This window comes from Rhizobium leguminosarum (assembly GCF_019798305.1).
In the GTDB taxonomy this organism is placed as follows: Bacteria; Pseudomonadota; Alphaproteobacteria; order Rhizobiales; family Rhizobiaceae; genus Rhizobium; species Rhizobium leguminosarum_U.
This window is the reverse complement of record NZ_JAAXDD010000001.1, coordinates 115,472-141,656: the sequence shown is the minus strand read 5'-3', so window position 1 is coordinate 141,656 and position 26,185 is coordinate 115,472. Positions and strand designations below refer to the sequence as shown.

The following is a 26,185-nucleotide window of genomic DNA, read 5'->3' as shown; positions in this document are numbered from 1 at the left end:
AAAATATTAAAATAAAACGGAGCGGCACCTTAGCTGGCCTGCATCGCCGCCAGCGTCTGCAGCGCCTTCTCGTAGCTGTTTTCCGCGAGGTAACGCAGCAGGAACTCCCGTGCCTTCTCGGCCTTCTCTCGCGCACGCTCGGGCGTGCGGAAGATGTCTTGCAGGTGCGCGGCCGCCGCCTCGGCTGAGGGATCGGCCCAGACGGCGCCTTCGAGCCCGGCAAATTCGGGATGGGTATCGACCACCGGAATGAGGGAAGAGGCAACCAGCCAGCTATTGCCGGGATCGCAGAAATCCGTTGTACCCGACCAAGCCGTGGAAACCACCGGCGTACGCTGCATGATCGCCTCGGCCACCGTCAGCCCGAAACCCTCGGAACGATGCAGTGAAAGATAGGCGTCGGAACAGCGGAGCAGGCCATTGATATCGGAGTCCGACATCCTTTCGGTGACGATCCTGATCCGGGTATTGCCCGCGACCGAACTAATCAGTTCGCGCAGGCCCTCATCCTTGCCGATATCGCCGCTGGCCTTCATCAACAGGAAGGCGCTGGGGCATTCGGCGGCAAATATCCTAAAGGCCTCGACGACGCCCTGCGGATTCTTTCGGTTGATCGAGGAGCCGGCGCTGAAGATGAAGCTGACGAGAAAGGCGTCTTCCTCGATGCCGAATTTTTGGCGCATGCCTTCCGTCGCCGGCTTCTCGGTGACAGGATGCGGAACGACGATGACCGGTGCCGCAGTGAGGGGTGCAATCGCCCGCCTGGTGAATTCCGACGGCACGAAGACGGCATTCATGTAATGCATCGCATTGCGCCACTCGGCCGGCACGACTTCGAGCTCCCAGGCGAAATAGCCGATGTTGAAGGCGCGGGTGAAATTGGCAACGCCCTTCTTCAGGATGGCGCGCGGCAGCATCGGCGGATTGAGATGCCAGATCCGGCTCCCCGCAGGTTCGGTGGAGAGATGCGACGGCATCCATCCGGCGAAGGAATTCTCGTCAGGATGCGTGCTGACGTCGGAGAGCGAAATCGCCCGCCCGGCTTCCGTCAATGCGCCGGCGCAGAGCCTTGCCGATTCACCGACGCCAACCGCCATCGAGAGATAGCCGACGATTTCCACCGGCCGGCGCGGATTGAAGGCAAGACGCGACCGCGGGATCAGCCGCTGCAGAACATGGGCGCGCAGAAAGCGGTATATCGTTCTCAAATCATGGTCTTTCCCAATGGATCGGCATCATCCTTCGCAGCGGCGTCAGCCCTCGATTGCGACGCGATGCGAACTGCCTAGACTTCTGATTTCGCCCGCAGGCGGAATATCGCTTTCCACGCCGGACAGCGCGTGGAGCTTCACGCGCCGCATCGCGCCGGGGGCAAGGTGGAACCAGTCGTCGTCGGCACGATAGCCTTCGACGTCGATATGCACAGATTGCGCCAGCCGGTCGGTCCTGAGGTCAACGAACCAGTCGTCGCCGTCTTTGGTGAATGATGCTTCGATACCTGCATCATGCAACGCCTTCCCGCGTCCGCACGGGAAGTGGAAGCTCTCGGCGAGAATGGCGCCGTCCGCCAGCGAGCGCAGGCGCGCCACAGTTGCATCATGCGCCGGCGGCCCGAAACGAAAGGCATAGGTCGTATCGAAGAAGGCGCCGAACAGCGCGGTGCAGGCAAGGCGCTCCGTGTCTCTTGCCGCCAGCTTGAAGGCCCTGCTGCCGCTGACGACCTGCTGTTTTCCGCCGCGCAGGCAGACGACCTCGAGCTCGACATCGAGCGCTGCATCCGTCTCGTTGATGACATGCACGTCGAGACCGTTCGTTCCCTCGTCGGTGAAGACAACTTGCACCGGCCGGAATGCACGGCGCATCGCATACCAGACCGGCTTCGGCTCTCCGGTGGAGTCGATCACTCCCCAGCCGGGGCCGGGCAACAGATCCTGCAGCGTCCAGACGAGCGCGCCATTGCAGGCGGAGCCCTTGCGCCGCCATTCAGCAAAAGTCTCCTCGATCACCTCGCCGGTAACGGCGCGGGAGAGATCGAGATAGCGTTCCGGATCTTCGCGGCGCAGCTCAGCCGGATCGGAACCGTAGAGAAGCTGCAGGTAAAAGTCGCGAACATCCTCGAAATCCCACGATGCACTGCGGTCGCGGGGCACGCGGGCCTTCCACAGCGGGCTATGGACGGCGGGCACATCGAGATGACGCTGCAGCGTCCTTTGCTGCGGCACATGCGCGAAGGCGAGGCTTTCCGAGGCAAAACGCACATCGGCGCGGCGCGCATCGGCAATCGGCCGCATATAGGCGCCGACGCCGTAATAATGCGCAATACCGGCATTGGGCGAAAAGGGCATCGCTCCGCCATAGGGCGAGTTCGGCACATAGGGCACGTCGGGGCGCATGCGGGCGACGACCGCCGGGATGATTTCATCAGTGACCGGCCCGCTCCAGAATTCCGCCGGCAGGCCGAGCATTGCCGCCTGCTGGTGGACTTCGCTGCCGCCGCAGAGCACAGCCAGCGAAGGCGACGCCTGCACGCCGTGCAGGAATTCCTCGACCTCCGCATGCACGTGACCAAGAAAAGCCTTGTCGTTGCGTGGATAATCAAAATTGGCGAACATGAAGTCCTGCCAGACGAGCAGACCGAGTTCGTCGCAGAGCGTGAAGAAATCAGGCGTTTCATAGGCCATGGTGCCGCCGATGCGGATCATGTTCATGCCGGCTGCAGCGGCAAGCCGCAGGAACGGCTCATAATCCGCCCGCCCGCCCGGCAATCGCACGATATCGGCCGTCGTCCACACGGCGCCGCGGCAGAAGATGCGTTCGCCGTTGACGAGAAGCGCGAAGTCATCGCCATCGGCACGACGGTCGACGTCGATACGCCGGAAGCCGGTCCTGCCGAGCGGATATTCCACCCCGTCGGAAACCAGCGTCAGCGCGTAGAGACGCGGAGCGCCATGCGTATGCGGCCACCAGGGCTCGATGTCGGAAAGCTTGAGGATAGCCGAGTAATGACTGTCGCCGACCTTTTCGAAGGGCTGCTCCATCCCACCGCAGCGCAGCAGCATTGCCGGATTCTCAGCATTGCTATGCAGGGAAACGCTGAGGCGGCCGACGCCACTCTCCTCCAATACGGCGCGGATGGAGACATTGTCGATCGAGACGGGATGACGCTGCACCATCGAAATCGGCCGCCACGGGCCGACGGCGTGGATATCGGGGCACCAGCCCGGCATATGGCCGAGCAGCGTCGTGCGGAAATTCTTCAAGCCCGCCGGCGTGATCATCTGCGGCCGCCAGCGAGCGCGCGGACCTGGCTCCGACAAGCGGGGGCCGAGCGCCCGGAAGCACAGTGCCAGTTCGTCGCCGCCCGAAAGCGTCACCGGAATCTCGTGCGCCGTGAACATGCTCTCGGAAAACAGGATTTCCTGGCCGTTCAGGAAGACGTGGCAGAGCGTCGCCAGTCCTTCCAAACGCAGGATCGCGTCGCCGGGCTCGGCATCGAAAAGCCGGCAGAGATACCAGGCATCCCGCGTGTTGAGTGGCTCGGGATTTTCACGGTCGAAGAGCCCGGCTTTTTCGAGCGCTGCTGCGACGGTGCCTGGAACGGGTGCTGGAATGAACTGTGCGGAGAGCGGGATGTCGTGCGGCACGGCACAGGCGCCCGGCTCCGTCAGGATCAGGTTCCAGCCTTCGGAAAGTAGACTTTCCTCGGCACCGATGCTTGCCAAACGCCCCCGCATGGTCAGATCTCCGGCCTCAGATTCGCCCCGCAAGCGACGCCATCATGGAATCCCATGCATCGGCGGCCGGATCAAGTGCTGCCTGCAACGGCTCGAACTTCCTGCGGGTGACGGCGCGGGCAAGCTGGAACTGCACCGATTTCGCCACCTCCGAAATACGCCTGGCATGCTCGGCGGCAGCCGCGAATTCACCAGGGGAAAGCCAGGTGAGGTAATCGGCCGCCAGCTCGAAATTGGCGCCCACCTGGCGAAGCGTGTTGAAGGCGTATTTGTGGAAGAAGCCGAACGGCCGTTCCGCCACCGCTTCGACCTGTTGCGGAAAGACGCTGGCAAAGGCGCGGATCGGATTTTCTCGGGGACGCCGGGCAAAATGAAAGCCGGCAAGCCGCCGCGCGGTCGCGCGCAGATGCGCTTCGTCTGCCGGCCTTTCCGGGAATCGTGCAAATTCCGTATAGGGCAGGAACGGCGCGTCGTTTTCCGTCAGATGCAGCTGAAACAGCCCGTCGAAATCCTCGCCTTCGAGACGGAAATAACCGGCATTGTGGAAATAATCGACGCGCTTGGCCGCAACATCCAGCCGGTTGATCGCAACCGTCGTCTTGCCGTGCTCCTGCCTGTAGGCCGTGCCGCGCGTATCCGGCATGTAGAAGGAATCCATTTCGATCAGGCAGAGACGAGCCCGCGCGATCTGAACCTCGACATGGCGTTCGACACGGTCGTAGATGGCAAGCTCGGTCGCACGAATATCGTAGAGCGCTTCGAGATCCTCGAGCGGCACCTTGAAGAAGGTGAACTGGTCGCCCTCGAAATCCTGCGTCAGGGTAAAACCCAGCATCGCCCCTGGCGCAACGCCTGATGTTGCCAGAACCTCTATCCAGAGATCGACATAACAATTGGTTTCCGGCCAGGCGCGCTCGCCGGAATGCAGCGCATGCGCCCGGTAGGTTTCCGGGTCGATTCCCGAAAAGACCGATGTCATCGATTTGCTCAGCCCCACAGCGCTTTCCGTACGCTGGCCGGCCATTGCTTCACATCGAGCCCGTGATGATGGAAGAGGGCAAGGGCGATGCGCTCCAGTCCGAAGCCGACGCAGGCGGTGTGCGCGACACTGCCGTCTTCGAGATTGAGACCCCATTTCGTGCCGAAGGCATCCTGATGGTAGTTGAAGCTCATGCAGGCGGTCGGGTTGGCAGCCGAGGTGATCGGGATCAGAAGCTCGAATTTCAGATTCTGGTCGCGCTGATTATTGGCGAGCATCTTGCCGGCACGGCCGAAGAACGGATCATTGGCAACGTCGATCGTCACCTCGAGGCCGACGGCCTTCATCATCTCGACGCCGCGATCCATCCAGCGCTGGCGGAAGTCGGTAACGTGCAGCTCTGTGCCCATGCAGACATATTCACGCATGCGGAAGAGCTGCTGGCGGGCAGGGTCTTTCGACGGCTCATGGCGGAAGCAATAGGATTGCAGGTCGAAGAGGCCGCCGGTCTTCGGCAGGTTGCCGCGCTTGGCGATCGTCGGATAGAGCGGATAGCAGGCAGCCGGCGTCAGCACGATGTCGGTCGCCTCCTGTCCCTTGGTCCAGTCTTCCCCGACTTCCATGCATTGCAGCAGGCTGACATGATCGAGCTCGCTGCCGCAGAAGCTGTGCACCGTGCCGGCGAGCTGCGGAAAGCTCTTCATGTAGCCGCTTTTCTCGAAGAAGGCGCGGTTCATGCCGGGCGGAAAGCGCATGGCTTCGGCACCATCGGCGCCGCCGAACGTGTCGATCAGGCGCTCGAAGGCAGCGATCACGTCTTCGAACTGGCCGCTGCGGCCGTAGAGCCCGTCGATGCCGGTATCGATCAGCAGACCGGATTCGAAAAGCCGGTCCAGAAACGAGGTCTGCATATCCATGACTGTCACCCCAGTAGGCTAGTGTCCTGCTTATGGACAAGAAGCATGCTCGACGTGTTGCCGAGGATGCGGTCATTCGAAATCATGAGCTGTGCGGAATGCGCGTCGCGCAGATGGCGTCCGAGGCTGAAGGGCGTGCCGTTCTTGTAGCCCATGATGCCGCAGATCAGCATGGCATGGTTGACGATCTCCAGGATCATCTCGGACGAGGCGATCTTGACGTTGTTCATTGCCACCGCAAATCCCATCGAAGACAGCCTGTCGGCATCAGCCTTGGCATCCTCATAGGCCTTGAGGCCGGCAACCACGTTGGATTTCACCATCTGCAGCAGGTTCGAAACCTCGGCGAGGCGCAGCGCGCCCGGCGGCTGGGCATCCGGCGCCTTGCGGGCTGCGGCACGCACGAAAGCCTGGGCGCGCACAACGGCGTCGACGGCGATGCCGTACCAGACGCCGCTCCATAAGAGGTGCGAGGAGGCAAGCATGGACTGCGCCGCGATCTCCGCGAAAGGCTTCGGCAGGATCTGGCAAGCCGGCGCTTCGCCCTTGAACAGGAAGCCGTCGGAGCAAGTGCCGCGCATGCCGAGCGTATTCCAGACATGCGTTTTCTCGAGCGTGTACTGGTCCTTGAGGAAGGCCGTCAGCACCTGATCGGAGGAAGCCGCCTGCGCGTGGGCACGCGAGGTGATAAGGATGGCGTCGGCGTGCGAGCCATAGGAAATGACAGTCGCATCCTTTTCGAGGCGGCACGTGTCGCCATCGACCTCGACCGCGCAGATGCTGTTGCGCAGATTTCCGCCGATACCGCCTTCGGTGGTGGCGGATGCGATCAGCAGCTGGTCGGCAGCGATGCGGCGCATGAAACCGCGATGCCATTCGCTGTCGACGCCATGTTCAACGAGGCTCGACAGCTTGATGTGGTGCATGGCGAAGACCATGGCGCTTGCGGCGCAGGCCTGGCCGAGCATCGAGCACAATTCGGCGATCTCGGTGATCGAGGCGGATTCGCCGCCGAGATGGCGCGGCACCTGGATGCCGAGCAGCCTTTCGGCCTTCATCGCATCGACGGCTTCCCGAGGGAAGCGGGCTTCGGCATCAACGGTATCCGCGTATTTCGCCGCGATTTCGGCGACACGGGCCACCCTTGTGACAAGACCGTCCTGCATGATCTTGACGGGGAAATTCATCAGGCGATCTTCCGGCTGTCCCGGATGAGATCGACGGTCCTGGCGATCGCCGAGATGCTCGCGAAGGATTTGCGGTTCAGGAGATTGTCGGGAAATTCGATGTCGAAGGCCTCTTCAAGGCCAAGCATCAACTGCACAGAAGCAAAGGACGTCAAACCTGCCGCATAAAGATCGGCGTCGTCGGCGACCTGGTCGATCGACCCAGGAAGCTTGCCGAATTTGGCTACGAGGTCGCGGATTGCCTTATTCATCCCATCACTCCAAGATTCTCATGATCCCGAACCGGCGTTCATCGCCTTGTCATGAGCGTTCTTTTAGTGCGGAAAACAGAACATTCCGCTAATTTATTGAGTTAAATATGACTTAGGCTCATAGTTAGGATTTTAGCGATCATTCCCGTACCGCCGTAAACAACCACCTTATATCAATGACTTAAGGTAATTTCGATACTGCGACACACTCTGGTTTGTGCCGTGGAGAGTACAGAAATGACACGCAAAACGCCGCGTTTTGTCTCAATCGGCCGGCGGATAAGAATGCTCGTTGCCGCGATAATCGGTGACGGAATAACATCCGTCGCCTGTCGCCCGGATCGCGCTCCCACTGACGACCGCCTTGCCGTGACCGCCTGGGATATCGAGGATATAGGCCGGCTGGCAGAGACCGGAAATCCGCCCGCGCAGCGCCGCGACGATCTCCTGCCCCTCCTCGATCGTCACTCTGAAATGACTGGTGCCGGGCGCCAGATCCGGATGATGGAGGTAATAGGGTTTGACGCGGATTTCGACAAAGGCCTTCATCAGCTTCGCCAGCACGTCGGGATCGTCGTTGACACCCTTGAGCAGCACCGACTGGCTGACCATGGCGATGCCGGCATCGACGAGGCGGCCGCAGGCCGCCCGCGCTTCCGGCGTCAGTTCGCTGACATGATTGGCGTGCAGCGCCACATACACCGTCTTGCCGCTCGCCTTCAGCGCGGCGATCAGCGCCGCATCGATCTTCTCGGGGTCGACGACCGGAACACGCGTGTGGAACCTGATGATCTTCACATGCGCAATGCCGGCAAGCGCTTCCATGATCTCGCCAATCCGGCGCGGCGAAAGCACCAGCGGATCGCCGCCGGTGAGGATGACCTCCCAGATCTCCTCATGACCGCGGATATAATCGAAAGCGGCCTGCATCGCCGCCGCATCGAGCGTGCCGAGGCCCTGCGGCCCCACCATTTCGCGCCGGAAGCAGAAACGGCAATAGACTGGGCAGACATGCACGGCTTTGAGCAACACACGATCGGGATAGCGGTGAACGATGCCTTCGACGGGGCTGTGGGCATGATCGCCGATCGGATCGGCGCGTTCTTCCGAGGCAATCGTGAGTTCGGCCGCATCAGGCACGAATTGCCGAGCGATCGGATCATCGGGATCGGCTCGATCAATGAGCTTGCTGATCGCAGGCGTCAGCGCAACCGCGTAACGCGCCGCCACCTCCTCGAGCGCTACGCGATCGGCAGGCGCGACCAGCCCCGCCTTCACAAGATCGTCGACGCTCTTGATCGGTTTGACGACATTCATCTTCCAACCTCCGCCACCGGCGCCCAAAGCACCTGGTCGATGCGCGATGCTCCCGTCGCCAGCATCACCAACCGGTCGAAGCCGAGCGCGATACCGCTTGCCTCAGGCATCAGCGGCAGCGCGGCGAGGAAATCCTCGTCGATCGGATAGGTCTCGCCGTAGACCCGCGCCTTCTCGGCCATCTCGACCTCGAACCGTCGCCGCTGTTCGGCAGCGTTGGTGAGTTCGCCGAAGCCGTTGGCAAGCTCGACGCCGCAGGCATAGAGTTCGAAACGTTCGGCAACGCGTGGGTCGCGTGCCGAGGGACGCGCAAGCGCCGCCTCGGAAACCGGGTATCCATCGAGGATGGTGATGCGGCCGAAGCCGAGATGCGGTTCGATCTTTTCCACAAGCACCCGGCTGAAGAGATCGGCCCAGCCGTCGTCATCGGCAACACGCATGCCGGCGCGCTTCATCTCGGCGGCCAGATGGTCGCGATCGGTCGAACCGTCGGCGGCGACCGAGGCGAGAAGATCGATGCCGGCATGACGCTCGAACGCTTCGGCAACGCTGATCCGCTCCGGCCCGGCGAAGGGATCGCTCTCGGCGCCGCGATAGGCAAGCTTCCCGGTCTTCACCGTCTCAGTCGCCAGCGCCAGGATCCGCACGCAATCCATCATCAGGCTCTCGTAGCTTTCGCCGGCCCGATACCATTCGAGCATGGTGAATTCGGGATGATGCAGCGGCCCGCGCTCGCGATTGCGATAGACATGGGCAAAACACGAGATGCGCTCCTCGCCCGCCGCAAGCAGCTTCTTGCAGGCGAATTCCGGCGAGGTGTGCAGGTAGAACGGTGCCTTTTGCCCATCCGTCGTCAGCGCTTCCGTCGCGAAGGCATGCAGATGCGCCTCGTTGCCGGGAGAGACCTGCAGCACCGCCGTATCCACCTCGATGAAATCCTCGCGCGCGAAAAACCCGCGCAACGCCGCCTGGATCGCATTGCGTCCGATCAGGAACGGACGGCGGTCGGCATGCACGGACGGGGTCCACCAGGGGGACGCTTTCGCCGAAGAGTTCATTCCAAGCTTTCTTCGCCGGAGAGGCCGGTATGGGGGGTGGCTATTTCCCGGATTTTAGGTTAGTTGCGCCCCAAAGAAAAACATTTGCGTCTTCGGAGCGTCTCGGCAGTCATCTACGACGCCGAAAGCCGAGTTACAAGGAAGTCTTATGGTCAAGGTCATCGCCTCTTCGGTCCGCAAGGGCAACGTTCTCGATGTCGACGGCAAACTCTACGTCGTTCTCACCGCCCAGAACTTTCATCCGGGCAAGGGCACGCCGGTCACCCAGGTCGACATGCGCCGCATCGTCGACGGCGTGAAGGTTTCCGAGCGTTGGCGCACCACCGAACAGGTCGAGCGCGCCTTCGTCGAAGACGTCTCCTTCCAGTTTCTCTATGAAGACGGCGAAGGCTTCCACTTCATGAACCCGGCGAGCTACGATCAGGTCGTCGTCGATGTCGCCACGATGGGTGACGACAAGGCTTATCTGCAGGAAGGCATGTCCTGCATCCTCTCGATGCATGAAGGTATTGCGCTGGCGCTCCAACTGCCGCGCCACGTCACGCTCGAAATCATGGAGACGGAACCGGTCGTCAAGGGCCAGACGGCATCGTCCTCCTACAAGCCGGCGATTTTGTCGAACGGCGTGCGCGCCATGGTGCCGCCGCACATCAATGCCGGCACCCGCGTCGTCATCGCCACGGAAGACAATTCCTACGTCGAACGCGCCAAGGACTGATCCTGGTTTCAGCCTATCGAAGCGGCCGGCTCACGCCGGCCTTTTTTGTATCCGCCGTCTCAATTAAATAATCAGAGCCATGATGTCGTCCGAAAACCGCACACTCTTTTCGGCATCATGCGCTATCTCTTTGTTTTCACGCAATTCCGGACGCAAAACCGCTACGCACTTTTGCTGGAATTGCTCTAGAGATGCGGGTTGCGCGGCCGGTATTTCTTGACGAGTTTCTGGTTGATCTCGGCGGCACCCGGCATGTTGGCGCTGAGATAAATTGGCGCATCGCCGGATTTCGAAAGCTCCGAGGCGACCTCTGCGAAGATCGCATTGATGACCGTCACCCCGACCGCCGTCGAGACTGGCCCAACCCGGAGCCCCGTGCCTTCGAGATCGACAACGGCGTCACCCGGTGGCAGCCCGTTGTCGAGGACCACATCGGCCACGTCGGCGAGCCGCCGGCGACCATTGGCGATCGCTGAGGAATAGGCGATCGAAGTGATGGCAATCACCTTTGCGCCGATTTCGCGCGCATAATCGGCGGCCTCGATCGGCGCGGCGTTCACGCCCGAATTGGAGGCGATGATGATGACATCGCCCGGCTGCATGCCGTAACGCTCCAGCATCGGCCGCACCAGGCCCTGCGTGCGCTCATAGACCGAACTGATGACCGCGCCCTCATGCAGCATGGCCGAGCCGACGAGTACCGGCACGGTGAAGGCGAGCCCGCCGGCACGATAGTGCACCTCTTCCGCCAGCATATGCGAATGGCCGGTGCCGAAGACATAGACACGCTTGTCGCCGCGGGCAGCATCGAGGATGACGGCTGCTGCCTGCGCCATCGGCTGGGCAAGCGTCTGCTTCAGTTCTTCCAGGCGGCCGATCAGATTGGAGAAATAGGCATCGGTAATGTCGGTCATCCCACTTCTCCTAGAGCATGTCGCGCAAAACTGTGCCGCGGTTTTGCGATAACGACATGCGTAAAACAAAGATCTAAAACGCGAAGAGCAAATCTGAAAGATCGCGACGCGCCTTTAGCGTTCAGGCCGCTTCGCCGCTGAGCCAGGTGGTGGTGACGCCAAGTGCATCGGTGAGATGCACGAGATCGGCACGCGCGCCCGGCGAGAGATGGCCACGATCGGCAAACCTGAGAAACCGCGCGGGATAAACGGTCGCCATGCGCAAGGCCTCGGCGAGCGTCAGGTCCAGATAGGTGACGCCGTAACGGATCGTCGAGATCATGTCGACATCGGAACCGGCCAACGTGCCGTCGGAGAGCACCAGCTTCGAGCAGAAGCCGCCCCTTTCGCGCCGGACGGTGCGCCCATTCAGCGTGAACGAATCCTTCTCCGACCCGACGAGCGACATCGCGTCGGTGACGAAAAACAGCTTGCCTTCGCCGCGTTTGGCGCGCAGCGCCGTGCGCAAGGCCTTCGGATCGACATGATGGCCGTCGGCGATAATGCCGCACCAGGTCGAGGGATGATCGATCGCCGCGCCGACGAGACCGGGCGCACGGTGTCCCAACTGGCTCATGGCGTTGAAGAGATGCGTGACGCCCCGCGCGCCGGCATCGAAACGTTCCTCCGCCGCCTCGCTCGAACAATCGGAATGGCCGATGCTGACGGTGACGCCGGCCTCCGCAAGCTCGCGCACCTGGGCAACCGTCACCTGCTCGGCGGCCATGGTGACGAGCAGCGTGCCGATCGCCTCGCGCGCCCGGATGAAGGCTTTGACATCGCGGTCCTCCACCGGCCGCATCAGTTCGGCCAGATGCGCGCCCTTGCGCGCAGGCGCCAGATGCGGGCCTTCGAGATGCAGGCCGGCGACGCCGCGGTTCATTTTCACTGCCTCCTTGGCCGCCTCGATGGCGGCAATGGAGGCCTCTGATGTATCGGTGATCAGCGTCGGCAGCAGCGACGTCGTGCCATAGGGCCGGTGCCCCCCGGCGATGATGTCCATCGAGGCAACGGAAGGCTGGTCGTTCAGCATCCGCCCGGCGCCGCCATTGACCTGCGCATCGATGAAGCCGGCCGACAGAACACCGCCGGCGAGCGTCACCACCTCGCCGTCCGGCAGGTCATTTCTGGCAGAGATCGCTTCGACGCGGCCGCCGGCAACGATGAGGGCTTTGTCGTCATGGAAGCGCTCGCCATCGAAGATGCGGGCGCCGAGAAAGATCTTGCGTCCCATCAGACCGTCTCCGTCACCTTGAGCAGGTTTGCCGGCTTGTCGGGATCGAAACCCTTGCGGCGCGTCACCGACTCGATCAGTCGGTAATAGACAAGCAGCGACACCAGCGGATCGACGAGGCCGTTGCCCGTCGTCGGTACGCGCAGATGGACACCGGAAAGCGGCTGCGTCGAGAAGCCGACGGTGGTGGCGCCGAGTTTCTGCAGGCGTTCAAGCGCCTGGACGTTGTTGGCGAAGGCCGCATCGTCGGGCGCAAAGGCGACGATCGGGAAGCCCGGCTGCACCAGGCGCATGGGGCCATGCATCAGTTCCGCCAGCGAAAAGGCTTCGGCATGCAGGCCGGAGGTTTCCTTGGCCTTCAGCGCCGCTTCGAGCGCGATCGCGAAGGCTGGGCCGCGGCCGGCCGTATAAAGCGAGGTCGCGTTAAAGAGCACCTCTTCGGCTGCCGCCGTGTCGATCCCGGCGGTCGCCGACAGTGCCTCCGGCAGCTTGCCGAGCGCGGCCTGCAGATCGGATCCACCGCCGATCGCAGCCGTCACCCCGGCAAGGGCGGCGACCGAGGCGATGAAGGACTTTGTCGCCGCGACGCTCTTTTCCGCGCCGGCATTGAGGCCGAGAACGATATCGGCCTGCTTCGCAAGCGGGCTGTCGGTGACGTTGACGACGGCGATCGTCGTGGCTCCACCCTTCTTCGCCGCATCCTGCAGCGCGACGATGTCGGGGCTCGCACCTGACTGCGAGACGGTGAAATGCACGCCGCCCTTCAGATGCAGCGCCGCACCATAAATGGAAGCGATCGACGGGCCGACAGAGGCGACCGGAACGCCACAGGTGATCTCGAAGAGGTATTTGAAGAAGGTGGCGGCATGGTCCGAGGAGCCGCGCGCCGCCGTCGTCACCACGCTCGGGCGCGCGGACGAAAACAGCCGGGCAATCTCGGCAAAGACCGGTTTTTCCTTTTCGAGCAGCGTGGCCACCACCTCCGGCGATTGGCCGGCTTCTTGCAGCATCAGTGACTGGTTGTCATTCATAGGTCATCTCCGATTCTCAATTCGGCAACGAAATCATAGGCATCGCCGCGATAATGCGAGCGGGTGTATTCGACGACGCGCTGGTCTTCCAGGCGCGACACCCGTTCGATCAGAAGCGCCGGCGCGCCTGATTTGACGTTCAGGATCGCGGCGGAGGACGGATCGAGCGTGACCGCGGTCAGCCGCTGCAGCGCGCGCACGGGCCTGTGGCCGCTGGCCGTCAACGCATCGTAAAGCGATCCCTCGCCGCCGGCATCGTGCCCCAGGAACTTGATCGGCACCACGGCGCGTTCGATCGCCAGCGGCAGGCCATCGGCAAGGCGCAAGCGGTCGAGCCTCAGCACCGGCTCGTCGCCGCCGAGGCCGAGCAGGAAGGATTCCTCCGGCGACGGCGTATTGACCGCCCGCGACAATATCCGTGCGGCCGGCAGACGCCCGCGCGAGCGCATGTCGGCGGAGAAGGAGGAAAGCCGCCACAGCGACTGTTCCATGCGCTCCACCCTGCTCGATACGAAAGTACCGCTTCCGTGGCGCGATTCCAGCGCGCCGGATACCATCAGGTCGCGATAGGCGGTACGCACGGTGACACGGCCGAGCTTCAGAGCCTCGGCAAGTTCGCGCTCGCCCGGGAGTGCGGTGCCGGGCTTCAGCAGCCCTTCCTGAATGAGGCCGGTCAGGGTCTGCGCCAGCCGCTTGTAGAGCGGCCCGGTCAGCGCCTCGTCACGCAGGCCGCGGCTGTTCAGTTCCGCTATCAGACTGGTTCTATCCATGGGCACACAATAGAACCTATATAGAACCAATCGGCAAGGTAGAATCGAACATGCAACGAAAAAACCCTCGCCGGCGGACCAGCAAGGGTTTCATAGCGCTCGAATTTGACAGTCGTGCGTAGGCAGCGCCGCGCGTTTGGAAACGCGCGGCGCTGGAGGATTCTCAGTTCTTGGTGAAGATATAATCCGTCTCCTGGCGCAGCACTTCGCCGGGGCGCAGGACCGCATTCGGAAAACCTTGGTGATTGATGGCATCCGGCCAGATCTGCGTCTCCAGGCAGAAGCCGGCGAACGGGCCGTATTTGCGCCCGCCGATGCCGGGAGCCGCGACATCGAGCTTGAAGCCGGCATAGAACTGCACGCCTGGCTCCGTGCTGCGCACTTCCAGCGACACACCGGAATACAGGCTGCGGGCGAGCGCGACGCTCCGCTTGCCGGTACGCTCGCCCGACAGGCAGAAATTATGGTCGTACAGCGCTTGCTCACTGCCGACGAAACGCTTCATCGGCGCCATCTCGCGGAAATCGAATTCCGTGCCCTCGACGGGACGGATCTCACCGGTCGGCACCTGCTTTTCATCGGTCGGCAGATAGTGATCGGCGGCTATCATGATGTCATGGCCAAGCGCATCTTCGTGGCCGTCGAGGTTGAAATAGGCGTGCTGGCAGATATTGGCGAGCGTCGGCTGGTCGCTGGTCGATTCGTAGATGATCGACAGTTCACCGTTGCCATGCACCCGGAAAGTCGCCTGGATGGTGCAATTGCCGGGATAGCCGGCGCGGCCATCGGGATCGACGATCTTCAGCACCACGCGGTCGACGTCATGCTCGACGATCGTCCAATTGCGTTTGGCGATATTGTCGCTGCCGCCATGTAGATGCGTGACGCCGTTTTCATTCGGCTCGAGCTGATAGTCCTTGCCGTCAAGCGTGAACCTGCCGCCGCCGACGCGGTTGGCGCAGCGGCCGGGCGTTGCGCCGAAGTAGGACGAATAGAGCGGGTAGCTGTCGAAATCGTCGAAGCCGAGCTGCAGCGGCGCGTCATGTCCCTCGAGACGCAGGTCCTGGATGACCGCGCCCCAGCTCATGATCTTGGCCGTCAGCCCGCCGCCCTTGATCTCGACTCGATAGACGGTCTCGCCCGCCTTCGTTCGCCCGAAAACATCCCGCTCCAACTTATCCGACATGATCGACCGTCCATTCTATCTCTGCCGCAAATTCCTCAATTCGGAACCGATTTGAGGAATTTGCAGCGATTCAACATGTGAATTGCACGTCCAACGAAGACGCGCGGTGCTGTAGGCTTCAGGACAGGAACCTGCCCGCATTTGCTTCAATCCGCAACCGATGGATCGGAAAGAAAAGCCGCAGCATCGATGCGGCGGCACCGGTTCGAGGCGTGATCGGCGACGGTCAGAGATCCGTGCCGATCTCTTCCACATCAAACGGCGTCGTCTGGTAGATTTCGTTGATCCAGTTGCCGAACAAGAGATGCGCATGGCTGCGCCAGCGGTTCTGCGGCGCAAGCGCCGGATCGTTATGCGGGAAGTAATTATGCGGCATCTTGATCGGCACGCCGGCGTTGACGTCGCGGAAATACTCGTCGGAAAGCGAGGTAGAATCATATTCGACATGGTTGAACATGTAGAGCCGCCGGCCTCTCTTCTCGTGCACGAGGCACACGCCCATCTCGGCTGATTCCATCAGGATCTCCAGGCTTTCGGATTTTTCGATATCGACGCGGCGCACTTCGGTCCAGCGCGACACCGGCACTTCGAAATTGTCGGAAAAGCCGTTGAGATAGATCGAGGAAGGTTTCAGGTTCCGGTGGCGGTAGACGCCGAAGGCCTTCTCTTTCAGCTCGTATTTCGGAACGCCGTGAAAATGATAGATCGCCGCCATCGCGCCCCAGCAGACGTTCATCGTCGAATGGACATTCGTTTCCGTCCAGTCGAGAATCTCTTGCATTTCCGCCCAGTAAGTGACGTCCTCATAGGGCAAAAGCTCGATCGGCGCCCCGGTGATGATGAAGCCGTCGAACTTGCGGTGCTTTACCTCCTCCCAGGTCTGGTAGAAGGCAAGCAGATGATCCTCGGACGTATTCTTCGCCTTGTGGCCGCCGATGCGGATGAGCGACAGCTCCACCTGCAGCGGCGAGGCGCCGACAAGGCGGGCCATCTGCAGCTCGGTCTTGATCTTGTTCGGCATAAGGTTGAGCAGCCCGATCTGCAACGGTCGAATATCCTGACGGATCGCCAACGTCTCGGTCATCACCCGCACACCCTCCTGAACCAGGGTTTCGAAGGCGGGCAGCGTATCGGGGATCTTGATGGGCATTGCGGTCACTCGATCAAAAACAAAAAACCGGCGGCGAAAAAAATCGCTACCGGTCCGCACGCGGCCCTTTAGCGACTTTTTTAACGTGGCTGCAAGCCGGCCGGCCAAATCACCACAGAGGCCTTAATTAGACCCTGTCGAATTGCGAATCAACTGGCGAATGCATGCAGGAGTGACCCATGCAAGCATCATCACACTTTAATGACTGATAGAATCTGTTGATAGACCGGTAACGCCACCATGTTATTAATGGGAGCATGGGCGGTGTGGAAAAGCGTAATGGCAGATAAAATCGAGAGGGGGCCGGGCATCCGAAGGCAGGATAGGGTAGGGTATGATCTCAGCCTGACATATCGCCTCGGCGTCATGTTCTCAGCATTCTGGAATTCGGAAGTGCGTGGCAAGGTGCTGTTTCTGGCGACCGTGCTGATCCTCGTCATCCTAGCGACATCCTACGGCCAGGTGATTTTGAACGAGTGGAATGCTCCCTTCTATGATTCGCTGGAGCGCCGCGACCTCGGCGAATTCTTCCACCAGCTCGAAATCTTCGCGATGATCGCCGGCACACTGCTGCTTCTCAACGTGCTGCAGGCCTGGCTGAACCAGATGACGGCGCTCTATATGCGCGAAGGCTTGTCGCGCGATCTCGTCGACCAGTGGCTGAAGCGCAAGCGGGCGCTGCGGCTCGCTTCCAGCGGCCTGATTGGCGTCAATCCGGACCAGCGTCTGCACGAGGATTCCCGCAACCTCGCCGAAAGCACGACAGGGCTGGTTCTCGGCCTGCTGCAGTCGACCATTCTCCTGGTGAGCTTCATCGGCGTGCTCTGGGAGCTTTCGAGCGGCTTCATCTTCCACATCAGCGGCCACAGCTTCTCCATTCCGGGCTACATGGTCTGGGCGGCGATTTTCTATGCCGCTTCCGCCTCGGTGCTCAGCCAGGTCGTCGGCCGCAAGCTGGTGAAGCTCAATGCCGATCGTTTTTCGAAAGAGGCCGAGCTTCGCTTCACGCTGATGCACGCCAACGAAAACATGCCGGCAATCACCGTTGCCCGCGGCGAGGAAAACGAGCGCCGGCGCATCAACACCGACATCAGCTCGGTGCTGAGGGTCGTCAAGCGGCTCGCCATGGCCAATACCAACCTTACCTGGGTTTCGGCCGGCTACGGCTGGCTAGTGATCGTCATCCCGATCATCGTTGCCGCCCCCGCCTATTTCTCCGGCGGCCTCACCCTCGGCCAGCTGATGATGTCCGTCGGCGCTTTCAACCAGGTGAACACGGCGCTGCGCTGGTACGTTGCCAATTTCGGCCCGATCGCCGAATGGCGCGCCACGCTGATGCGCGTCACCGATTTCCGCCAGGCGCTGGTCGAGATGGAAGAGGACTTCGACCTGAAGGACAGCATCGCCTATGAAAACGCCGCGCCTGGCACGCTGACGCTGAAGGATGTGGTGATCAATGCCAAGATCGGCGAAGACATCGATGAATGCGGCGGTTTCCGCCTGCTTGAAACCGATGTCGTGATCAAGGCCGGCGACAAGATCATGATCAACGGCGATCACAGCGTCAACCGCAAGCTGCTGTTCCAGGCGATGGCCGGCCTCTGGCCGTGCGGCAGCGGCACGATGGGTCTGCCGCCGATCGACGATATGGTTTTCGTTCCACAGGTTGCCTATGTCCCCGGCGGGTCGCTGCGCGAGGCGCTGGCCTTTCCCGAAAGTCCGGAGAAATACGAGAAAGCAGCCATCGAAGCGGCCCTCGACAAGGCTGGCCTACATTCGCTGATCGCAAGGCTCGATACCCGTGCCCGCTGGGACAAGCTGCTCGACAGCGACGAACAGAAGGCGATCGGCTTCGCCCGCCTGCTGCTCGTACGCCCGCGCTGGATCATCTTCGACGAAGTGCTGGAAGGCATGGAGCCGGAATGGCAGGAAAGGATGGCCAAACTGCTCACCTCCATGCCCGAAAGCAGCATGATCTATATCGGCCGCTCCGAGGCCTATCTCGAGGCACTGAAGCCGCGCGTGCTGCATCTGCAGGCGCTGCCGTCGAAATCCGAGGAACCGCCGCCTGTTGTCCAGACCGGCGCCAGCGCCAGTGTCGGTGCTGCCGCCGTGCCTGCGCCGGCGCTGTAAAACCCCACTGCTACCGGCGTTACAGCGCCCTTTGCGCGTCTGAAAAGACGTGCGGCACCAGGGAATCTAGCGATTCGGTCTAACGGCGATGCGTAAAATAAAGATTCGCAGCGCATCCGTCACATCGGTGGTATGACGCCGTTAAGGCCGACGGCGATTTGGCTGGCCGAGATGCTGCCATCCGCCGCCTTCTCGCCGGTGACGACAACGCCGGCGCCGGCCTTCAGATCATCCTTGGTCGCAGGCGCCAACGTCACGATCGGGGTGCCATCGGCAATCGAGATAGTCTTTTCCTTGCCCTCATAGGTCAACGTGATCGTGTGGCCGTCGACGGATTTAACGGCGTTGCTGACAGTCGCGTTGGTCATCTGGCTGTTCGGCTGCGCATCCCAGGGACGGTTGCCCTCACCGGTTCCCTTCATCGACGCTGGAAAGATCAGTACCTCGATCGCCCCGTCCGGACCCGTGCCCTTCGGGAGCGAAGCGACGCCGACGAAATCGCCGGGTTTGATATCCTCGACGGAAGCTTTTTTGATACCGCCGACCTTCCAGCCGGCTTTCAGCGCGACCTTCGCATCGTTGCCCTCGCGCGTCTTGACGACGAGCGTATCGCCGCTGAGGCTTTCGATTGCGCCGCGAACACGAATGCGCTCGGCGTCTTGCGCCTGTGCGGCTTGCGAAAGGGCAAGCGCCACGAGGCTGCCGGTAGTAAGTGCTGTGAGAAAACGGGAATGAGGCTTGCGAGACATATGACTTTCCTTGTCGCCATTGCGATCGGCAATATCCCCGGCTGCCGGACGGCACCTTATGCCGCAGGACGACACACTGACGAATCAAGGAAAAGTGAGCCTTCAGCCTCGAGAAAAATCTCAGCCTTCCAGCTCTTCCCGCAGCATTTCGAGCTCCAGCCACTCCTCTTCCATGTCAGTCAGGCTGGCGCGCAGTTTTTCCATCTCGCCGGCAAGCCGGTTGAAGACTGCGGGATCGCGCGTGAAAAGATTGGGGTCCGCCATCACCTGTTCGCGCTTGGCGATTTCGGCTTCGGCCTTCGCCATTTCCTTTGGCAGGTTTTCCAGTGCGAATTTCTGCTTGAAGGAGAGCTTGACCTTCGAGTTGCCTGAAGCTGTTGCTTGCTGCGTTCTCGGCTTCTCCGCCGCCCTCTCGGCCCTCTTACGCTCCTCGAGCGCGCCCTTGCGCTGTACAAGCATGTCCGAGTAGCCGCCGGCATATTCGATCCAGCGGCCATCAGGCGCATCCGGCACGGCGGGTGCGATCGTCGAGGTCACGGTGCGGTCGAGGAAATCGCGGTCGTGGCTGACGAGAATGACAGTGCCGGGAAAGCCGGCGACAATCTCCTGAAGGAGATCGAGCGTTTCGATATCGAGATCGTTGGTCGGTTCGTCGAGGATCAAAAGGTTTGTCGGGCGCGAAAGGATGCGCGCCAGCATCAGCCGGGCGCGTTCGCCACCAGAGAGGTTTCTGATCGGCGTACGCGCCTGTTCCGGCTGGAACAGAAATTCCTTCATGTAGCCGGTGACATGGCGCTGCTCGCCGTTGACGAGCAGGTTTTCGCCGCGCCCATCCGTCAGATAGTTGGCAAGCGTATCCTCGGGGTCGAGATCCTCGCGTTTCTGGTCGAGCGTCGCGATCTCCAGATTGGTGCCGAGCTTGACGATGCCGCTATCCGGCGAAAGCTGCCCGGTCATCATCTTCAGCAGCGTCGTCTTGCCGGCGCCGTTCGGTCCGACGAGACCAATGCAGTCGCCGCGATGCACGCGGATCGAAAACGGCGTGACGATTGCCCGCTCGCCGAAGCTCTTGGTGATCTTGTCGGCCTCGATCACAAGCTTGCCGGATTCCTGCGCGTCCGAAACCGTCGCCTGCACTGTGCCCTGCGGCCCCTTGTGGCCGCGATAGTTCGAGCGCATCGTCTGCAGCTCGCCGAGACGGCGCATGTTGCGCTTGCGCCGCGCCGTCACCCCATAGCGCAGCCAGTGCTCCTCGCGCTCGATCGACTTGCCGAGCTTGTGCTGCTCCAGCTCCTCGGCCTCCAGCACCTGGTCGCGCCAGGCTTCGAAATGCGCAAAGCCTCTGTCCAGCCGGCGCGAAGTGCCGCGGTCGAGCCAGACGGTTGCCGTCGAGACCTTTTCGAGGAAACGCCGGTCGTGCGAGATCAGCACCAAGGCGCTGCGTGTCTTTTGCAGCTCGCCTTCCAACCATTCGATTGTCGGCAGGTCGAGATGGTTGGTCGGTTCGTCGAGCAGAAGAATGTCCGGCTCCGGTGCCATAACCCGGGCAAGAGCTGCACGCCGCGATTCGCCACCGGACAACATTCTGGGGTCTTCGTCGCCGCTCAGCCCGAGATGCGACAGCAGATAGGTGACACGATAGGGGTCATCGCCCGGGCCGAGGCCGGCCTCGGCATAGGCCTGCACCGTGTTGAAGCCGGCAAAATCCGGCGCCTGTTCGAGATAGCGCACCGTCGAGGACGGATGGCGAAAGACCTCGCCGGACTGCGCCTCGACCAGGCCGGCGGCAATCTTCAGCAGTGTCGATTTTCCCGAACCGTTGCGCCCGACGAGACAGATTTTGTCACCGGGCTCGATCTGCAGGCCAGCACCCGCCAGAAGCGGTGCGCCGCCGAAGCTCAGGAAGATATCGTCGAGTTTCAGAATGGGAGGGGCCAAAGTCAGACTCCGGAAAGATCATAGGGCCGGGCGAGCACGATTGCCCGGCCGCTGCGGAGCGAAAAGCGAACGGTGCCTTCCGCAACATTGGAAATGGTGCGCGACGAGCCGAAAGGCAGATGGAAATCCACCAGCGGATAACGCGCATTCTCGATGGAAAGCCCTATCAGCTCGCTGAATCCGGGCACGGAAAACAGGCTGCCCTTGGGAAGGTCGAGTTCGACCGTACCGGCAACCAGCGGCACGGCCTCTTCCTTGCCCGAGGTCAGCAGCAGGTCGAAACCCTCTTCCGCCAGGCTGACGGCCGATAGCAGATGCTGAAGCGCGTGGTCGGAACGTTCACCGCCGAGCGCCCCGGCGAGGATGAGCCGCCGAGCGCCCCGCGCGATTGCTTCCGCCACTGCGATTTCGCCGTCCGTCGCCGCCTTCGCTGCCGGATAAGGCTGTTTCGGCACATTAGGAAATGCATCGGCGAGATCGGCCGGCGTCGAATCGAAATCACCGACCCAGAGCTCCGGCGTAATGCCGAGTGCGGACGCATGCCGCATGCCGCCATCGGCCGCAATGAAGCGGCTATCGGCGATGGCATGGCGCAGGCGCTCCGTCAGGCTGAGTTCGCCGCCAAGGAGAATGGTGAAGGTGGATTGGCTCATGGGCATTGCCCTTAGCGCAAACGGGGGGTCGAGGGGAAGGGGCGCCGCTTGCCTGAAAACGCCACGCGTCCAACACCAAATAGGACGCTCGATCACTTTGAACCGCCGCCTAGCCCGGTGTATCCTTGTCGCGCGACAGAAAGACCGCCTCGTAGCCGCCGATGAAGCGCTCGAAAAGCGCTGCGAAGCGCTCGACATCTTCCTGCGGCCAGTCGGAAACGATCTCGGAAATGATCGCAAGCTTCTGCGCGACGATCTCGGCAAGCAGGTCCTGGCCGACCTCGGTCATGACGACGACGATCCGCCGCGCATCGGCCTGCGAGGCCTCGCGACGCAGCACGTTGCGCCCAACCATGTCGGCCACCACCCGGCTTGCCCGTGACGGATCGATGCGCAGCATCTCCGCGATCATGCCGACGGTGACCTCGCCGGCAGGCTGCGCCCTGCGCACGGCATCGAGCACGTCGAGATGCGAAAGCTCAAGGCCTGGTGCGGCACTCTGGATCGCCAGCCGGCCGATCAGCCGCCGCCCGGTCATCAGCCGCATGCGCGCCATGCTCCGGCCGATACGCGGCACATTTTCACGATCCGGCTCGGCCGGCTCCGCAGAAAGGGTCTTGGTCAGGATTTCGCTCATCACAAGACCATAACAGAGCCGATTCAAAAATTGAATATGCCGATGTCATTAATGTGCCATTGACAACTATATGCTGTTAGCACATAAAAGCACATCAACCCGGAACGATGCCTTCCATGGACATGCAACTCGCGCCTGCGCCGCTCGTGACGGATCCTCGTCGGCGGCTTATTCTTTTCTTCTTCCTGATGACCGCCATGTTCATGGCGACGCTCGACAATCAGATCGTCTCCACGGCTCTGCCGACGATCGTCGGCGAATTCGGCCATCTCGAGCGCTTCGGCTGGATCGGCTCGGCCTATCTCCTCTCGCTGAGCGCCGTCATGCCGGTCTACGGCAAGCTCGGCGATTTGTTCGGCCGCAAATACGTGATGATGACGGCGATCATGATCTTCACCGTCGGATCGACAGTCTGCGGCCTGGCGGTCTCGATGGACACGCTGATCGCCGCCCGCGTGCTGCAGGGCCTTGGCGGCGGCGGCATCATGGTATCGATCTTCGCCGTCAATGCCGACCTGTTCGAGCCGCGCGAGCGGGCGCGCTACCAAAGCTATTCCAGTCTCGTGCTGATGGCATCGGGCGCGATCGGCCCCGTGCTCGGCGGCACGATGAGCGATCTCTTCGGCTGGCGCTCGATCTTCCTCGTCAACGTGCCAATCGGCTTCCTCGTGCTCATCGGCCTTGCCTTCATGCTGCCGTACCGCAAAGCGCATCGCCGCCCCCAGATCGATTATGCCGGTGCGCTCCTGCTTGCCATGACGACGACAAGCATCGTGCTTGCCACCGACAGCAGCGAATTGTTCGGCGCATTGATCTCGCCTGAGAGCATCGGCATCGTCGCCTTCGGCGTCGTCTGCGCCATCACCTGGGTGTTCGTCGAGCGCCGCGCGCCGGAACCGATCGTTCCCCTCCAGTTGTTTCGCAATTCGACCTTCAGCTTGCTCCTGGTGATCTCGATCATGGGCGGTGCCATCGCCATCGGCATGGTCAATTATCTCGCTCTCTTCCTGCAGACCACGACCGGCCTTTCGCCGTCTGCCGCCGGCCTGCTCTTCATCCTTCTGACCGGCGGCCTCGTCTGCGGGTCGCTTTCCGCAGACCGCATCATCTCGAAGACGGGGCGCTACAAACCCTTCGCCATCGCAAGCCTCACCTGCAGCGCCACCGCCTTTGCGCTGATGTCGCAGATCCACGCCGGAACGCCGATCGCCTTCATCGGCGCGATCATGGTGCTGCACGGCATCGGCATCGGCCTTGCCCAGCAGGTTCCCATTATTGGCGTACAGAATGCAGCACCCACTCGCGACGTCGGCGCCGCCACCGGCTCGGTGACGCTGTCGCGCATGGGCGGCGCCTCGATCGCCATTTCCATCTATGGCGCCATCATCGCCTCTGAGCTCGGCGTCTCCATTCCCGGCGTCGCCGATATCAAGCAGTTGACGCCGAAAATGATGGCGGCCCTTCCCGAAGCGAGCCGCCAGGCCGTCGCCGATACCTATGCCGCCGCTTTCTCGCCGCTCTTCATGACCTCCTGCGCCATTGCTTTGATCGGCCTTGCGGCCGCCATCATGCTGAAGCCTGTGCAACTGCCCCGCGCCGGCGAGACGACGAAGCCGCAACCGACGGCGGCTGAAGCTGCGGAATAGTCGAATCACGACAGCGAGAGAATCCTTCATCGGAAGGCGCTCCTTCTCGATTGACATATCAGGGGTTGCAATTTTCCCGCAGGATTGTCGCTATCGAGCCGGTTGCTTCAATCGAGCCGTTCTTTTTCCGCGCCGTCGACGAATCTCCGCTTTGTGACGGAACTTTCGCCATAATTTCATCCGAGCGAAGGGGGCCTTAATGCCTGAGGCTTGCCAAAATGCAACGCCGCCACATTTAAACAGAGTCTCGCTATGCAACCGATGCGTAAATCAGCTACAGCAAGGACTTGTATCGGCCGATTGTGCAGTGCGAGATCAGGGGTGCGCACCTGTTGAATTCCCTTTGCCATGGTCGGTCCGAATCTGCGGCAAACCGGCAAAACAACGACACGATGCGGAGAAACAGACTGGACAGCTTGACGACGTGGAAATCGCCCGCGCTTTCCAGTGATGGCATCTCCGCGCCGCAGCGTTTCGCCCGTCGCCTGATGTTGCTTTCGGCCGTCGCAATGGCGCTGAACGGCTGCCAAACGCTGATCGACCAATCCTATCAGCCGAGTGTTTCGCCTTCTTCGAATCCGCAGATCGTCGACGAGGTGCAGAAGAACGATCCGCGCGCGGCGATGGGCGCTCGTGAGCATCCGCGCATCGTGGCAAGCTACGGCGGCGAATACAAGGACGCCAAGACCGAGCGTCTCGTCGCCCGCATCGCCGGCGCGCTGACGGCGGTGTCGGAAAATCCGAGCCAGTCCTACCGCATCACCATCCTGAATTCGCCGGCGATCAACGCCTTCGCGCTGCCGGGCGGTTATCTCTACGTCACCCGCGGCCTGCTCGCCCTTGCCAACGACGCCTCGGAAGTCGCCGCCGTGCTGTCGCACGAAATGGGCCACGTGACCGCAAACCACGGCATCGAGCGGCAGAAGCGCGAAGAAGCTGAGGTCATCGCCAGCCGCGTCGTCGCCGAAGTCCTTTCCAGCGACATCGCCGGCAAGCAGGCGCTTGCCCGCGGCAAGCTGCGGCTCGCCGCCTTCTCCCGCCAGCAGGAGCTGCAGGCCGATGTCATTGGGGTGCGCATGCTCGGCGAAGCCGGCTACGACCCCTATGCCGCTGCCCGTTTCCTCGATTCGATGGCCGCTTACAGTCGCTTCATGTCGGTTGATCCCGAAGCCGACCAGAGCCTCGACTTCCTGTCGAGCCATCCGAATTCGGCGCAACGCATAGAGCTTGCCCGCACGCACGCCCGCGCCTTCGGCCAGGAAGGGGCGGTCGGCGACAAGGGCCGTAATTATTATCTCGACGGCATAGACGGACTGCTCTACGGCGACAGCCCCGAAGAAGGCTATGTGCGCGGCCAGACCTTCCTGCATGGCGGCCTCGGCATCCGCTTCGACGTGCCGCCGGATTTCCACATCGACAACAAGGTCGAGGCCGTAATGGTCACCGGCCCGAACGACATCGCCGTCCGCTTCGACGGCGTCGCCGACAATCAGAACCAGAGCCTCACCAACTATATCTCCAGCGGCTGGGTGACCGGCCTCGACCCGTCGACCATCCAGCCGATCACCATCAACGGCATGGAAGCAGCCACCGCGCGCGCCAGCGCCGACCGCTGGGATTTCGATGTCACCGTGATCCGCAACAATTCGCAGATCTTCCGTTTCCTGACCGCCGTGCCGAAAGGCAGCGACGCCCTTGAGCCAACGGCCAGTGTCTTGCGCGCGAGTTTCCGCCGCATGACTCCGGCAGAGGCAGCCTCGCTGAAGCCGCTGCGCATCCGCGTTGTCACCGTCCGGCCGGGTGAGAACATCTCGACGCTCGCCGCCCGCATGATGGGCACAGACCGCAAGCTCGATCTCTTCAAGCTCATCAACGCCCTGCCGACGGGTGCAGCCGTTTCTACAGGCGATCGCGTCAAGATCATCGCCGAATAAAAAAGGCCCG

22 protein-coding genes and 1 riboswitch are annotated in these 26,185 nt (G+C 61.9%); of the genes, 4 read left to right on the top strand and 18 right to left on the bottom strand.

Features of this window, described 5'->3' with window-relative positions; genetic code table 11:
* Nucleotides 1-29: 29 nt before the first annotated feature.
* The 8 genes from HFO99_RS00635 to epmA form a co-directional block, all read right to left on the bottom strand.
* Nucleotides 30-1,208 carry a glycosyltransferase family 4 protein gene (locus HFO99_RS00635; protein ID WP_222358440.1) on the bottom strand — a complete coding sequence of 393 codons (1,179 nt, stop codon included), beginning with the start codon at nt 1,206-1,208 and terminating at the stop codon, nt 30-32.
* Between the two features lie 45 nt (nt 1,209-1,253).
* Nucleotides 1,254-3,734, bottom strand: coding sequence for a glycoside hydrolase family 2 protein (locus HFO99_RS00630; protein ID WP_222358437.1), 2,481 nt, complete (start codon nt 3,732-3,734; stop codon nt 1,254-1,256).
* A gap of 16 nt (nt 3,735-3,750) precedes the next feature.
* The gene (locus tag HFO99_RS00625) at nt 3,751-4,713 is read right to left on the bottom strand and encodes a DUF1839 family protein (RefSeq protein WP_261322939.1); all 963 of its coding nucleotides are present in this window, start codon (nt 4,711-4,713) and stop codon (nt 3,751-3,753) included.
* Between the two features lie 8 nt (nt 4,714-4,721).
* A complete protein-coding gene (locus HFO99_RS00620; RefSeq protein ID WP_012759415.1) occupies nt 4,722-5,630 on the bottom strand; it encodes an amino acid--[acyl-carrier-protein] ligase in 909 nt (302 codons plus the stop codon).
* A gap of 5 nt (nt 5,631-5,635) precedes the next feature.
* Nucleotides 5,636-6,817: an acyl-CoA dehydrogenase family protein gene (locus tag HFO99_RS00615; RefSeq protein WP_222358431.1), complete on the bottom strand. Its 1,182-nt coding sequence runs from the start codon at nt 6,815-6,817 to the stop codon at nt 5,636-5,638.
* Entirely contained in the window at nt 6,817-7,068 is a 252-nt protein-coding gene (locus HFO99_RS00610) for an acyl carrier protein (protein ID WP_222358429.1), read from the bottom strand. The genes HFO99_RS00615 and HFO99_RS00610 overlap by 1 nt, the downstream gene beginning before the upstream one ends.
* A 264-nt stretch (nt 7,069-7,332) precedes the next feature.
* Nucleotides 7,333-8,385, bottom strand: a complete 1,053-nt coding sequence (locus HFO99_RS00605; protein ID WP_222358426.1) for a lysine-2,3-aminomutase-like protein — start codon at nt 8,383-8,385, stop codon at nt 7,333-7,335.
* Nucleotides 8,382-9,443: an EF-P lysine aminoacylase EpmA gene (epmA, locus tag HFO99_RS00600; protein WP_222358423.1), complete on the bottom strand. Its 1,062-nt coding sequence runs from the start codon at nt 9,441-9,443 to the stop codon at nt 8,382-8,384. The genes HFO99_RS00605 and epmA overlap by 4 nt, the downstream gene beginning before the upstream one ends.
* Before the next feature lie 148 nt (nt 9,444-9,591).
* On the opposite strand from epmA, the gene efp reads away from it, so the two are divergent.
* Nucleotides 9,592-10,161, top strand: coding sequence for an elongation factor P (gene efp, locus HFO99_RS00595; RefSeq protein WP_012759420.1), 570 nt, complete (start codon nt 9,592-9,594; stop codon nt 10,159-10,161).
* A gap of 185 nt (nt 10,162-10,346) precedes the next feature.
* Here the strand turns inward: efp and HFO99_RS00590 are convergent, their stop codons facing one another.
* The 6 genes from HFO99_RS00590 to metA all read right to left on the bottom strand — a co-directional run bounded on the left by HFO99_RS00590 (nt 10,347) and on the right by metA (nt 16,485).
* Nucleotides 10,347-11,075 (bottom strand): SIS domain-containing protein, encoded by a 729-nt coding sequence (locus HFO99_RS00590; RefSeq protein WP_012759421.1) that lies wholly within the window; start codon nt 11,073-11,075, stop codon nt 10,347-10,349.
* Between the two features lie 121 nt (nt 11,076-11,196).
* On the bottom strand, nt 11,197-12,348 hold the full coding sequence (gene nagA / locus HFO99_RS00585) for an N-acetylglucosamine-6-phosphate deacetylase (protein ID WP_222334751.1): 1,152 nt from the start codon (nt 12,346-12,348) through the stop codon (nt 11,197-11,199).
* Nucleotides 12,348-13,379 carry an SIS domain-containing protein gene (locus HFO99_RS00580; RefSeq protein ID WP_222334752.1) on the bottom strand — a complete coding sequence of 344 codons (1,032 nt, stop codon included), beginning with the start codon at nt 13,377-13,379 and terminating at the stop codon, nt 12,348-12,350. Before HFO99_RS00580 ends, nagA begins: the two co-directional genes overlap by 1 nt.
* Nucleotides 13,376-14,149: a GntR family transcriptional regulator gene (locus tag HFO99_RS00575; protein ID WP_222334753.1), complete on the bottom strand. Its 774-nt coding sequence runs from the start codon at nt 14,147-14,149 to the stop codon at nt 13,376-13,378. Before HFO99_RS00575 ends, HFO99_RS00580 begins: the two co-directional genes overlap by 4 nt.
* 163 nt (nt 14,150-14,312) lie before the next feature.
* Entirely contained in the window at nt 14,313-15,335 is a 1,023-nt protein-coding gene (locus HFO99_RS00570; protein ID WP_222358420.1) for an aldose epimerase family protein, read from the bottom strand.
* A gap of 226 nt (nt 15,336-15,561) precedes the next feature.
* Nucleotides 15,562-16,485, bottom strand: a complete 924-nt coding sequence (gene metA / locus HFO99_RS00565; protein WP_064249641.1) for a homoserine O-succinyltransferase — start codon at nt 16,483-16,485, stop codon at nt 15,562-15,564.
* Nucleotides 16,486-16,533: 48 nt separating this feature from the next.
* Nucleotides 16,534-16,611: riboswitch (SAM riboswitch) on the bottom strand.
* Between the two features lie 114 nt (nt 16,612-16,725).
* On the opposite strand from metA, the gene HFO99_RS00560 reads away from it, so the two are divergent.
* Entirely contained in the window at nt 16,726-18,618 is a 1,893-nt protein-coding gene (locus HFO99_RS00560) for an ABC transporter ATP-binding protein/permease (RefSeq protein WP_222334755.1), read from the top strand.
* Nucleotides 18,619-18,737: 119 nt separating this feature from the next.
* Here the strand turns inward: HFO99_RS00560 and HFO99_RS00555 are convergent, their stop codons facing one another.
* The 4 genes from HFO99_RS00555 to HFO99_RS00540 all read right to left on the bottom strand — a co-directional run bounded on the left by HFO99_RS00555 (nt 18,738) and on the right by HFO99_RS00540 (nt 22,595).
* Complete coding sequence (locus HFO99_RS00555) at nt 18,738-19,367, bottom strand: hypothetical protein (protein ID WP_222334756.1); 630 nt, start codon at nt 19,365-19,367, stop codon at nt 18,738-18,740.
* A 120-nt stretch (nt 19,368-19,487) separates the two neighbouring features.
* On the bottom strand, nt 19,488-21,305 hold the full coding sequence (locus HFO99_RS00550; RefSeq protein ID WP_222334757.1) for an ABC-F family ATP-binding cassette domain-containing protein: 1,818 nt from the start codon (nt 21,303-21,305) through the stop codon (nt 19,488-19,490).
* Between the two features lie 2 nt (nt 21,306-21,307).
* On the bottom strand, nt 21,308-21,964 hold the full coding sequence (locus HFO99_RS00545; RefSeq protein WP_222358417.1) for a thiamine diphosphokinase: 657 nt from the start codon (nt 21,962-21,964) through the stop codon (nt 21,308-21,310).
* Nucleotides 21,965-22,067: 103 nt separating this feature from the next.
* Nucleotides 22,068-22,595, bottom strand: coding sequence for a MarR family winged helix-turn-helix transcriptional regulator (locus tag HFO99_RS00540; RefSeq protein ID WP_024320481.1), 528 nt, complete (start codon nt 22,593-22,595; stop codon nt 22,068-22,070).
* A gap of 116 nt (nt 22,596-22,711) precedes the next feature.
* Here HFO99_RS00540 and HFO99_RS00535 point away from each other — a divergent pair, with 116 nt between their 5' ends.
* Nucleotides 22,712-24,241 carry an MDR family MFS transporter gene (locus tag HFO99_RS00535; RefSeq protein WP_222358414.1) on the top strand — a complete coding sequence of 510 codons (1,530 nt, stop codon included), beginning with the start codon at nt 22,712-22,714 and terminating at the stop codon, nt 24,239-24,241.
* 392 nt (nt 24,242-24,633) lie between these two features.
* Nucleotides 24,634-26,175 carry a M48 family metalloprotease gene (locus tag HFO99_RS00530; protein ID WP_222358411.1) on the top strand — a complete coding sequence of 514 codons (1,542 nt, stop codon included), beginning with the start codon at nt 24,634-24,636 and terminating at the stop codon, nt 26,173-26,175.
* Nucleotides 26,176-26,185: the final 10 nt, after the last annotated feature.